The organism is Pseudomonas sp. TE3644 (assembly GCF_056278815.1).
This window is the reverse complement of the sequence record NZ_JBWBQF010000001.1, coordinates 884,079-896,175: the sequence shown is the minus strand read 5'-3', so window position 1 is coordinate 896,175 and position 12,097 is coordinate 884,079. Positions and strand designations below refer to the sequence as shown.

Here is a 12,097-nt window from a genome sequence, read left to right as displayed (position 1 = left end):
AAAGGACAGCCACATGCCCGACACAAATACTTCATCGCACTTGACCCCACTGTGCAGCGCCACTCCAATTCTGGAGCGTTACTACCAAACACTAATCGAAAGCGCGCGCTTGTTTCCCAAGCCAAACGCTGACAATGAATTTGAACCAGCCTTCGATCTTCCTCCGCTCGACGCAAAAGTCAGGCAGTTCCTAAGCGTTGCTACTGGGCAATTCTTCGAACTTGGATCATACGCAGGCACCCCAATACGCCTTCTTGACCTGCGCCAGAATCCAGGGACACATACCACCAAGACTTTCGCATCGACCCTTATCGTTGCCAGAGCAATTCAACATATTAAAACCACCGGGCAGTCGATCCTGCTTTTTTCTCCATCTTCAGGGAATAAGGCCATTGCCCTGCGCGATGCGGTTGAGCGAGCGCTAGCTGCCGGCTTGGCGACGCCAGATAAACTACGAATCGCAACCCTCACCCCAATACAAACCGCGACCAAACTCCGCAAAACCCGTCTCTTCGATGACCCGGAACTCCGAGCACTCAATCCAGTCTTTTTGCTTGACCACCCCACACCCGAGCACGTCAAGCACATCGGCGTCGACTTCAAAGCGCTGTATCGCCAAACAAAGGGAAGCAACCATCCAGCCCTTTGGCACTCGCTCAAACTGGACAACTACAGATTCTCCGACCAAGCCCGTGCTTTCTTTGATCTGGAGTTCGGCACCGCCGGCTTGACCCAGCAACGCACTGTGCATGCACATGCTGTATCTAGTGCATACGGATTATTAGGCTATCAGGCAGGACTGGACACACTGAGACAAAACGGCATCACCACTGCGAGCGCCCAGTTTCTCCTCGTACAGCACCTAGCGACCAGCGACATGGTGCGTCATTTACTGTCAGGCAGCTTCGAAAGGATAGTTGACCCTCGCTACCATCGCTGCGCAGATGGCACTTGGGCGCAATCAGAATCCCCTCACTTCCCGAGTAAAACCTGGGACCCTGAGGAACGCCTGGAAAACACGTTTTACACCCAGAAGCCGCCGACTGCCGAAAACATGAGCAGGCTAATCCGCGAAAACGGCGGAAGCGGGATCGTCGTGTCGCTACTCGAGTGCATGACGCGGTATGCAGAGTGCGCTCAACTGCTTGCCAAGTCTGCGATCCATCTACCTTCCGACCCGCGCGACCTGAAGGAATGGTCACTGGTGATGGCGGTTACCGGCGTTCTGAATGCGATTGATCGAGGACTGTTACCTGACATTGACGGATGCACCATCCACGCTTCCGGCAGTTACGGTTGCGATGACTTCGAAAGCATCCCAATGAATGAGCTCAAGATAATCACTAACGCTGAACAAATGCTCAGAGAGCTCTGAGGCTACCTACCGTACAGGTCGTGAAAACATGGATCAGGGATACATGCTGCACACAAGGCTGGCCGTGGGCCTTTGCCCAAACGGAGATACAGCGACTCTTCTCTACATCGGTGAATCTGAAGGGCTGCGTTACATCGCACCTTTCGTGGAGCAGCAGTTCTTCGATTATGTTCACACGACCCTCCCTTCCACAATATGCCTTGGGGACATAGCCGGATTCATTAGCACCCATGCGCCGGATCTTGTCTGCATGCTGCTCACCCAGGAGCATTACCAATGGCAGGCTCAACCCAAGGACCTGGTAGGTGTATCGCGTATACATCAATGGGTACCCTGCGAAAGCATGCACGAAATCGCCCTGGCTGCGATGTCGAAGCGTGAGGCTCGGCGACGGGCTCAAGCAATTTCCGACGGCTTCTCTTTCGATGTCAGCCATTGCGACAATGATTTCCACCACTTCTACCGAACCATGCATGAGCCCACTATGCATCAGCGCTACGGCGACCGAGCTCGAAGCGTCCCTGAAGATATCGCCTACGCGAACCTGTTCAAACAAGGGCAACTGTTCCGAGTGCATTATCACGATCAATGGGTCGCAGGTAGCGTTTGCCAGCTTGATCATCAGCGGGGCCGAATCAATGCGCGCTTGATCGGGGTACTCGAGGGAGAATGCCGATTCAGAGACAATGGCTCGCAGAACTTCGTTTACCACGCAATCATCGAATGGGCCTGCGCAACACAACGCCTGAAAGTAGTCGACTTTCAAGGCTGTGAACCGTTTTTGACCAAAGGTACTTTCCAATACAAAAAAAGGTTCGGCTCACACGCCGTTATCCCTGACAACCGTTTCGGGGAATTGGACCTCATCCTACGGGCGCAAACTCTGTCACCAGCAGTCCGGCAGTTTTTAATCCACAACCCATCCATCATCCGAACAGATAACAACGAATTGGCAGCGCGCTATTTCAAGGACGCGCGTACGGCACACCGCGACGATCTCGCCTTCAAATGCGCTGGCATGGAAACCAGGGTCATCCTGGACCTGGACCAATGGTATGGGTAGGTTTCTGGCATCAATCTCCCCCGCCCCCCTACCGCGCCAAGCGTGGCTCCTTGGAGGTGTGGTCTTTGTCTGCCGTTTGGGCGCCATGGTCAAACTGTTCATGGCCATCTATCTGAAATCCAACCTAGGAATGTCAATAGAGCTAATTGGGGTATTGCTCAGCAGTTATGGAGCGGGACTGGTAATAGGTTCATATCTCTGGGGCGTGGCAAGCGATCACTATTCAAGCAAGCACCTGACTCTGCTTTTGATCATGTTGGCGGCCGGGACGCTCCTGACGCTACCAACACAAACGACCGCCCCTGCCCTGATCATTCTTTTGATTGCCAGCGGTGTGTTTGATGGCGGAATTCGCACACTTCACCAGCGCCTCATCCTCGATTTTTGTCCTGTCGCTATCCGGGATCAAGTGCAGGCTCTAAGCCGAGTAGCTATCAATCTCGGCATGGCGTGCGCCGGAGTGCTGGGTGGAATACTCAGTGACTGGAGCATGCATGCCCTTTTCCAAATAAGTGCCGCCCTGCTCGTATTGGCCAACGCTACCCTTTACCTAGGCTCGCGCGGATGGCAGAGGATTGCCCTGATGGAAGCCCCAGCCCCAGACAGCAGACACCACTCTCCCTACAGGAACCCTCGCTACTTATGCTTTCTGACAGGATGCACATTGCTCGCCTTGGCCTATGAGCCAATCTACAGCATGTTGGGCAATTATCTGATCGAGCACTACCGGCTACCCAGTTCCGTCATCGGATGGCAGTTTGCCCTGAACGGCGTTATGGTCGTAGCGCTGCAAATTCCTATCAGCACCTGGTCAAGCGCTTGGGGGGTGCGCAACCAATTGCTGGCGGGCAGCCTGTTGCTAGGTATGGGCACCGTGCTGATCCCGGTAGGAAGCACAACACTGCATATCAGCGCTTGCACCGTTATATGGACACTGGGTGAGTTGCTATTTATGCCAGCAATGAATCTGCATGTCATGCAGCAGGCCGAAGGTAGGCGATCTGGGCACTACTTCGGACTATTCGCCATGTTTTGGAGCACAGGCACCCTGCTTTCACCCCTCATCGCCAGCCAAATATATGGCCGACTTGGGGGCAGCTATCTATGGATTGCCGCTTGCGCGCTGTCGCTCTGCGCGATGCTGCTGATCAGCCTCGCGACAACACGGCGAACCGCTTAGGATCAGCCCCGCTCCGCCGGCACCGACGACAACTCAAACGGACTACTGCTACGACGCTGATTCCGATCCTCCCTCGGCGTTGCCCCAAAAAAATTCCGATAAGCACTGGAAAAATGCGGACCCGACGAAAACCCGCACGACAGACCAATCTGAATGATCGACTTGCTCGTCTGCATCAACATCTGCCGCGCCTTGTTCAACCTCAGCTCCAGGTAATACTGGCTCGGCACCCGGTTCAGGTACTGCTTGAAGATGCGCTCCAACTGCCGACGCGACACGCACACGTGCTGGGCGATTTCGTCGGTGGTCAGCGGTTCTTCGATATTGGCCTCCATCAGCAACACCGCCTGGGTCAGCTTGGGATGGCTGGAGCCCAGACGGTTCTGCAGCGGGATGCGCTGGCGTTCGCCGCCTTCACGGATGCGTTCCACCACCAGCTCTTCGGAGACCGCGCCGGCCAATTCGGCGCCATGGTCGCGGGCCAGCACGGCCAGCAGCAGGTCGAGCACCGACAGGCCGCCGCAGGCGGTCATGCGGTCGCGGTCCCAGTCGAACAGGTGGCTGGTGGCGATGACTTTGGGGAAGCGTTCGGCGAAATCATCCTGCCAGCGCCAGTGCACCGCCGCGCGGTAGCCGTCCAGCAGGCCGACTTGGGCCATGGGGTAAACACCGGCGGACAGCCCGCCAATGACGCAGCCCGAACGCACCAGTTGCTTGAGCGCCGTGGCCAGTGCCGGCGCCAGGGCGGCAGGCGGCTCGTCGGCCAGCAGGAACAGTTTCTGACAACCTTCCAGCCGCCCCGTCCACGGCTCGCCCGGCAACTGCCAGCCGCCCTCGGTGGCCGGCTCGGCGTGCAGGAACACCAGCTCGTAGGCCACCTCGGGGTGCACCTTCTGGGCGACATCCAGTGCCTCCTCGGCCAGCGCCAGGGTCAGGGCCTTGGTGCTCGGCCAGATGAGAAAACCGATTCGTTGGGCTGTCATGGGGTGCGGTCCGAAACCTGTTCAGGATCAATGCTCGGCAGAGCGGGTGGAAGGAACATACTGCCAAGACGCGCAGCATGCCCCTTTCTACAACATCGTGGCAGTCATCGTTTGTATCAATTGACGACTACTTCAGGCTTCCGGACAGGAACTGCTGCAGGCGCTCGGACTTGGGGTTGGCCAGCACGTCGCGCGGGTTGCCCGACTCTTCCACCAGGCCCTTGTGCAGGAACACCAGCTGGTTGGACACTTCACGGGCGAAGCCCATTTCGTGGGTGACCACGACCATGGTGCGGCCTTCCTGGGCCAGGTCCTGCATCACCTTGAGCACGTCGCCCACCAGCTCCGGGTCCAGCGCCGACGTCGGCTCGTCGAACAGCATTACTTCCGGCTCCATGGCCAGGGCACGGGCAATGGCCACGCGCTGCTGCTCGCCACCGGACATGTGGCCCGGGTAGGCGTCCTTGCGGTGGGCCACGCCGACCTTGTTCAGGTAGTGCTCGGCCTTTTCCAGCGCTTCTTTCTTCGACACGCCCAGCACATGCACGGGCGCCTCGATGATGTTTTCCAGGGCGGTCATGTGCGCCCACAGGTTGAAGTGCTGGAACACCATGGACAGGCGCGAGCGCATGCGCTGCAGCTGCTTGGGGTCGGCGGCCTTGAGGGCGCCGTCCTTGCTGGCCACCAGTTGCAGCTCTTCATTGTTGAGCAGGATCTTGCCGGCGTGCGGCTGTTCCAGCAGGTTGATGCAGCGCAGGAAGGTACTCTTGCCCGAGCCGCTGGAGCCGATGATGCTGATGACATCGCCGGCCTTGGCGGCCAGGGACACACCCTTGAGCACTTCATGACTGCCGTAGCGTTTATGCAGATCCTGGACTTCAAGTTTGTACATAGCGGTTCTCACAAAAACAGTCAGTCGTTGAGCAGGCGCCCGCGACGAAGGGGTTGGCGCCCGGCGACCTTGGCCAGCCAGAAACCCGGCTGGGCGTAACGCAGTCGTTCAATGGCAAACAGCACGCCGGCAGTACCGGCGCACACGACGGTGACACGATCGGCCAGCGGGTCGATCACTTCGAACAGCGGGTCGCCCGCCTCCACCCATTCACCGGGCGTGCGCAGGAAACTGACCACGCCGGGGTGTGGTGCAAACAGCAATTGGGTGCCTTCAAAAGGCATGCCTTCGCACGGTTCGTTGGCGGCTGGCGGCCACTCGCCGGCGATCAGGCCCTGCTCGGCGAGGAACGCGAGGATGCCTTCGGCATGGCGCTCGGCATCCTCGCGCGCGGTGTCGGCCTGGCCGCCCAGCTCGATGGTGGTGGCCAGGCACGCCAGGGGAATCTGCGCCTCCGGGAACTGCCGCGACAGGCGCAGCCAGGGCAGCGAGCAGGCTTCGTCGAACGAGCTGCCGCCCGAATCCTCGGCCAGCAGGCCGACCCGCACGTCCAGGTGCGCAGCCAGCGAGCGCCACTGCGGCCAGTGCTGCGGCAGCGCATACAGGTGCAGCGCGGCGTCGGCATCACAGTGCAGGTCCAGCACCACGTCGGCATCGCAGGCATGGCTGAGCAGCACGCGCTGCAGGCCTTGCAACTGGCTGGCCGATGCCGGCAACGCCGCCAGGGCGTCGCGCATGGCCTGACGAATCAGGCGAATGTTGGCATGGGCATCGTCGCCCAGCTGACCGTCCAGCGCAGCCGCAACCGGTTCGCTCAACTCGTGGAAGTCACGGTTGAAGTTCTTGCCGCTGCCGAACTCGAAGCGGCCCTGATGGGCGCCTTGCAGCAACTGACCCAGGCCGATGGGGTTGGCCACCGGCACCAGCTCGATGACGCCCTTGAGCTGGCCGGCCTCTTCCAGCGCCAGCAGGCGCTTCTTCAGCTCCCAGGCCGTGCGCATGCCCGGCAGTTCGTCGGCGTGCAGGCTGGCCTGGATGTAGGCCTTGCGCTCGCCGCTGCCGAAGCGGAACACGCTCAGGTGGCGCTCGCTGCCCAGGGTGCTCCAGGGCAATGGATGATCGATGCGTTGCATGTCTTCAGCCCTTGCGTGGTGCCAGGTAGCCCAGCCAGCGGCGCTCGGCCAGCTTGAACAGGCGAACCAGGATAAAGGTCAGGCACAGGTAGAAAACGCCTGCGGTGATGTAGGCCTCGAACGGCAGATAGTACTGCGCGTTCACCGTGCGCGCGGCGCCGGTGATGTCGATCAGGGTGACGATGGAGGCAAGGCTGGTGGTCTGCAGCATCATGATCACTTCGTTGCTGTACTGCGGCAACGCACGGCGCAGGGCCGACGGCAGCAGGATGCGACGGTACATCTTGACCCGCGACATGCCCATGGCCCGCGCCGCCTCGATCTCGCCATGGGGCGTGGCCTTGAGGCTGCCGGCGACGATTTCGGCGGTGTAGGCACTGGTGTTGATGGCAAAGGCCAGGCAGGCGCAGAAGGTGGCACTGGACAGCCACGGCCAGAAAATACTCTCGCGCACCGCCGCAAACTGCGCCAGGCCGTAGTAGATCAGGAACAGCTGCACCAGCATTGGCGTACCGCGGATCACGTAGGTGTACAGCCAGGCCGGCAGGTTCACCAGCGGCCGCTTGGACACGCGCATCAGGCCCAGCGGCAAGGCTGCCAGCAGGCCGAAGAACAGCGACAGCAGCAACAGCTTGATGGTTTCCAGCACGCCACTGAAGTACAGCGGCAGGTTTTCCCACACCACGTTGTAATCGAAGATCATAGTTCAGCCACCCTTACGCCAGCGGAGTAGCGTTTTTCCAGGAACCGCAAAGCCAGCAGCGAGACACTGGTGATCACCAGGTACAGCGCAGCCACCGCCAGGAAGAAAGTGAACGGCTGACGCGTGGCGTCGGCCGCAGCCTTGGCCTTGAACATCATGTCCTGCAGGCCCACCACCGACACCAGCGCCGTGGCCTTGACCAGTACCAGCCAGTTGTTGGTGAACCCGGGAATGGCCAGGCGGATCATCTGCGGCACCAGCACGCGGAAGAACACCTGGCGGCTGTTCATGCCATAGGCAAGGCCAGCCTCGGCCTGCCCCTTGGGGATGGCCATGAACGCACCGCGGAAGGTTTCCGACAGGTACGCCCCGAAAATGAAGCCCAGCGTGCCGATGCCGGCCGCCATGGGGTCTAGATCGATGTAGTCGTCGAAGCCCAGCAGGGGCGCGACACGGTTGAGCAGGTCCTGGCCGCCGAAGAAGATCAGCAGGATCAGCACCAGGTCGGGAATGCCGCGGATGACCGTGGAATAGGTCGCCCCCAGCCAGGCCAGCCAGCGCACGGGCGAGAGCCTGAGTGCGACGACGATCAATCCCAGGGCAATGGCCAGCGCCATGGATGACAGGGCCAACTGCAACGTCAGCCAGGTGCCATCGAGGATGACTGCCCCGTAGCCTTCTAACATGTAAATTTCCTCGACCGTGGAAATGAAAAAATGGTGCAAGCCTCAGCGCCTGCGGCTTGCACCATCTGTCGGGTGACGCTTACGCCTTACTGGCCGTAGATGTCGAAGTTGAAGTACTTGTCCTGGATCTGCTTGTACTTGCCGTTGGCGCGGATGGCGGCGATGGCAGCGTTGAGCTTGTCCAGGTCGGCCTTGTCACCCTTGCGCACGGCGATGCCCACGCCGTCACCGAAGTATTTGACGTCGGTGAACGCGGGGCCTGCAAAAGCGTAGCCCTTGCCGGCGTCGGTGTTCAGGAAGCCGTCCTGCAGCAGGGTGGCGTCGGCCAGGGTGCCGTCCAGGCGGCCAGCGGTGACGTCCAGGTAGATCTCGTTCTGCGAGCCGTACGGCACCACTTCCACGCCTTTTGGCGCCAGCACTTCGCGGGCGAAACGCTCGTGGATCGAACCGCGCTGCACGCCGATCTTCTTGCCTTTCAGGCCGTCCAGGTTGTCGGCAACGGTGGTGCCTTCCTTCATCACCAGACGGGCTGGGGTCAGGTAGTAGCGGTTGGTGAAGTCCACCGACTTCTTGCGGTCTTCGGTGATCGACATCGACGACAGGATGGCGTCGATCTTGCGCACTTTCAGCGCCGGGATCAGGCCGTCGAATTCCTGCTCGACCCACTGGCACTTGACCTTCATCTCTTCGCACAGGGCGTTGCCGATGTCGTAGTCAAAACCCACGATGCTGCCGTCGGCAGCCTTGGAGGCGAACGGTGGGTAGGCCGCTTCGATACCGATCTTGAAGGGCTTGTCGTCGGCGAACGAGGACAGCGACAGCACGGACAGCGCCAGGGCGCCAAGAAGCACGAGTTTCTTCATCTCAGGACTCCATCGGTAAAGGGCAATAAATGGCAGAGTGAGCACAGGCCCAATATGCGAATGGGTACAACGCAGATAGCAGCGCACGGCTCGGGAGCATGGCTCATCGGGCGGCGGCGAGTGACCGGCATTTTAGCGACAGCCCCGAAGCCGATATTTCTTCAATGCGACAACTAGTTACAGATGCACTGAGGATACGACCCGAGATTATTGACAGCCTTTGATGTTTATGCAAAGGCAAATGACAGGGAACCGATCTATCAAGCAAATTGCGCGCCTATTATTGGCAAACCCTTGTAATCCGGCAACCCTGGCGTTTGGCTTTGGCATTATTTGTAGGAAAGACGCACCGGTTTGTGGCGTTTCGCCTCCTTTTGGGGCGCGAAAAGGTGACGGACGGTAACATCGATAAATCCCGGTACCGCGTCGCCCTCATCGCGAGCAAGCTTTGCTCCCACAGTGTTGAGCCATCCACGGTGGACGGCTCAACACTGTGGGAGCAAAGCTTGCTCGCGATGAGGCCCGACAGCAGAAACACAAAACCCCGCCGAAGCGGGGTTTGTTTTACGCCAGCAGCCCTACGCCGCCTTCATGCCCTTGTGCGTATCAATCAAATGCTGCACCACCCCAGGATCCGCCAGCGTCGAGATATCCCCCAACGCGTCGTACTCGCCGGTGGCGATCTTGCGCAGAATGCGCCGCATGATCTTGCCCGAGCGGGTCTTGGGCAACCCTGGCGCCCACTGAATCACATCCGGCGAGGCGATCGGACCAATCTCCTTGCGCACCCAGTTCTTCAGTTCCTGACGCAGCGCTTCGCTCGGCTCCACCCCACCGTTGAGCGTGACATACACATAGATGCCCTGCCCCTTGAGATCGTGCGGCACACCGACCACCGCCGCTTCGGCCACCTTGGGATGGGCGACCATGGCGCTTTCGATTTCGGCGGTACCCATGCGGTGCCCGGAGACGTTGAGCACGTCGTCGACGCGGCCAGTGATCCACCAGTAGCCATCCTCATCGCGGCGCGCGCCGTCACCGGTGAAGTACATGCCACGGAAGGTCTTGAAGTAGGTGTCGACGAACCGATCGTGGTCCCCGTACAGGCTGCGTGACTGGCCTGGCCACGAGTCGAGGATCACCAGGTTGCCCTCGGCGGCGCCATCGATCAGGTTGCCCAGGTTGTCCACCAGCCCCGGCACCACGCCGAAGAACGGCTTGCACGCCGAGCCCGGCTTCAGCGCCGTGGCGCCTGGCAGCGGGCTGATCAGCACGCCGCCGGTCTCGGTCTGCCACCAGGTGTCGACGATCGGGCAGCGCTTCTGGCCCACGGTGTCGTGGTACCAGCCCCAAGCCTCGGGGTTGATCGGCTCGCCCACCGAGCCCAGCAGGCGCAGGCTGGAGCCGTCGGCGCCTTCGACCGCAGCAGTGCCTTCGGCCATCATGGCGCGGATGGCAGTGGGTGCGGTGTAGAGGATGTTGACCTTGTGCTTGTCGATGATTTTCGACAACCGGGTGATGTCCGGATAGTTGGGCACACCCTCGAACAGCACCGTGGTGGCGCCATTGGCCAGCGGGCCGTAGACGATGTAGCTGTGCCCGGTCACCCAGCCGACGTCGGCGGTGCACCAGTAGACCTCGCCTGGGCGGTAGTCGAATACTCGCTCATGGGTCAGCGCGGCGTACACCAGGTAGCCGCCGGTGGTGTGCAGCACCCCCTTGGGCTTGCCGGTGGAACCGGAGGTATAGAGGATGAACAGCGCTTCTTCGGCGCCCATCTCCTTGGGTGCGCAGGTGCTGGACGCCACTTCCAGCAGGGTGTGGTACCAGATGTCGCGATGGCGGTTCCACTCGATGTCGCCGCCGGTGCGCTTGCAGACGATGACCTTCTGCACGCTGTTGGTTTCAGGGTTGGTCAGGGCGCGGTCGACGTTGGCCTTGAGCGGGGTTTTCTTGCCGCCGCGCAGACCTTCGTCGGCGGTGATCACCACCTTGGAGCTGCAATCAATGATGCGCCCGGCCAGCGCCTCGGGCGAGAAGCCGCCGAATACCACCGAATGGATGGCGCCGATGCGGGTACAGGCCAGCATGGCGACCACGGCTTCGGGGATCATCGGCATGTAGATGGTGACCACGTCGCCACGGTGCACATCCTGGCCGCGCAGGGCGTTGGCCAGCTTGCACACTTCTTCGTGCAGTTCGCGGTAGGTGATGTTGCGGTGCTCGGAGGGGTCGTCGCCTTCCCAGATGATCGCGATCTGGTCGCCACGCTCGGCAAGGTGCCGGTCCAGGCAGTTGTAGGAAACGTTGAGAGTGCCGTCGGCAAACCATTTGATGTCCACGTGGTGGTCATCGAACGAGGTTTGCTTGACCTTGGTAAACGGCTTGATCCAGTCGATGCGCTGGGCCTGCTCGCGCCAGAAACCGTCGGGGTTGACGACCGATTGCTGGTACATGGCCTTGTAGGACGCTTCATCGGTCAGCGTGTTGGCTGCTACCTCGGGACGAACGGGATACAGAGACGCCGCACTCATCTTTCTTACCTCGGAGCTATGTAGTTGTTTTTGTATGACCTCGTTGTAAGGGTATCTGCACGCAGAGGCCATTCGACGATGGTAGTAACCAATACCCTACCCTTTGATGACGCCTGGCGCCAAGCGCAGCAAAAATCGCCCTGTGCGCGGCGAGCGATTGTTACGGATTCAGATAAAACTGTTTATCAAAACTTTGGCTGTATACCCCGGTTGCATCCACCTAAAATTCATCTCGCCAACCGGCACTGTGATTAACACACGTAACAGCCCCCACGAAGGCACGTTAATCCGACTCTAACTTCCCGAGCAACACACGCAGTCCCACAAGGATTGCGTGCCCCCTGACGACCGCATAAAGGTAAAATTGAAATGAAAGCTTTTCTTGTCCTGGCCCTGAGTACTTTCTCGTTGGCAGCCATGGCTGATGAAGTTTCGAGCACCGCCAATACTCAAGTTCCGGTAGAACAGTATAACTACTCGCAACACCTGGACATCGCCAAAGTGATTAGCACCAGCGAAATCCCCAATGTCTGTGAAGTGGTGCCGGCGCGCATGACCTACCTGGACTCCACCGGCCAGAAACACATTCTTGAATACCGCGTGATGGGCAACGGTTGTTCCAACGGTTGATCTCAAGATGTTTCAGCGCCTCGCAACGAGGCGCTGGCCTGTTGCACAACTCCAT

Annotated in this window: 11 protein-coding genes; 4 read left to right on the top strand and 7 right to left on the bottom strand. The window is 59.9% G+C overall.

The genetic code is table 11. The annotated features are described in order from the left end of the window. The first annotated feature begins 13 nt into the window (after positions 1–13). The 3 genes from ACZ9GA_RS04050 to ACZ9GA_RS04040 are packed head-to-tail and all read left to right on the top strand — an operon-like array spanning position 14 to position 3,618. On the top strand, positions 14–1,375 hold the full coding sequence (locus ACZ9GA_RS04050; RefSeq protein WP_457356925.1) for a DUF6002 family protein: 1,362 nt from the start codon (positions 14–16) through the stop codon (positions 1,373–1,375). A 28-nt stretch (positions 1,376–1,403) separates the two neighbouring features. After that, positions 1,404–2,438, top strand: a complete 1,035-nt coding sequence (locus ACZ9GA_RS04045; RefSeq protein ID WP_457356926.1) for a hypothetical protein — start codon at positions 1,404–1,406, stop codon at positions 2,436–2,438. After that, positions 2,431–3,618, top strand: coding sequence for an MFS transporter (locus ACZ9GA_RS04040; RefSeq protein ID WP_457356927.1), 1,188 nt, complete (start codon positions 2,431–2,433; stop codon positions 3,616–3,618). Before ACZ9GA_RS04045 ends, ACZ9GA_RS04040 begins: the two co-directional genes overlap by 8 nt. A 2-nt stretch (positions 3,619–3,620) precedes the next feature. Here ACZ9GA_RS04040 and argR read toward each other — a convergent pair whose 3' ends face one another. The 7 genes from argR to acs form a co-directional block, all read right to left on the bottom strand. After that, positions 3,621–4,601, bottom strand: a complete 981-nt coding sequence (argR, locus tag ACZ9GA_RS04035; protein WP_457356928.1) for a transcriptional regulator ArgR — start codon at positions 4,599–4,601, stop codon at positions 3,621–3,623. Positions 4,602–4,728: 127 nt separating this feature from the next. Further along, the gene (locus ACZ9GA_RS04030) at positions 4,729–5,493 is read right to left on the bottom strand and encodes an ABC transporter ATP-binding protein (RefSeq protein ID WP_268144619.1); all 765 of its coding nucleotides are present in this window, start codon (positions 5,491–5,493) and stop codon (positions 4,729–4,731) included. A gap of 20 nt (positions 5,494–5,513) precedes the next feature. Next, positions 5,514–6,626 carry a M14 family metallopeptidase gene (locus ACZ9GA_RS04025; protein WP_457356929.1) on the bottom strand — a complete coding sequence of 371 codons (1,113 nt, stop codon included), beginning with the start codon at positions 6,624–6,626 and terminating at the stop codon, positions 5,514–5,516. 4 nt (positions 6,627–6,630) lie between these two features. Then, on the bottom strand, positions 6,631–7,329 hold the full coding sequence (locus ACZ9GA_RS04020) for an ABC transporter permease (RefSeq protein ID WP_457356930.1): 699 nt from the start codon (positions 7,327–7,329) through the stop codon (positions 6,631–6,633). Then, positions 7,326–8,015: an ABC transporter permease gene (locus ACZ9GA_RS04015; RefSeq protein WP_457356931.1), complete on the bottom strand. Its 690-nt coding sequence runs from the start codon at positions 8,013–8,015 to the stop codon at positions 7,326–7,328. The genes ACZ9GA_RS04020 and ACZ9GA_RS04015 overlap by 4 nt, the downstream gene beginning before the upstream one ends. 86 nt (positions 8,016–8,101) lie before the next feature. Then, a complete protein-coding gene (locus ACZ9GA_RS04010) occupies positions 8,102–8,878 on the bottom strand; it encodes an ABC transporter substrate-binding protein (RefSeq protein ID WP_457356932.1) in 777 nt (258 codons plus the stop codon). A gap of 578 nt (positions 8,879–9,456) precedes the next feature. Continuing rightward, positions 9,457–11,412 (bottom strand): acetate--CoA ligase, encoded by a 1,956-nt coding sequence (gene acs, locus ACZ9GA_RS04005; RefSeq protein WP_457356933.1) that lies wholly within the window; start codon positions 11,410–11,412, stop codon positions 9,457–9,459. A 369-nt stretch (positions 11,413–11,781) separates the two neighbouring features. Between acs and ACZ9GA_RS04000 the strand changes: the two genes are divergently transcribed. Continuing rightward, positions 11,782–12,042 (top strand): DUF2790 domain-containing protein, encoded by a 261-nt coding sequence (locus ACZ9GA_RS04000; protein ID WP_455925823.1) that lies wholly within the window; start codon positions 11,782–11,784, stop codon positions 12,040–12,042. Positions 12,043–12,097 lie beyond the last annotated feature (55 nt).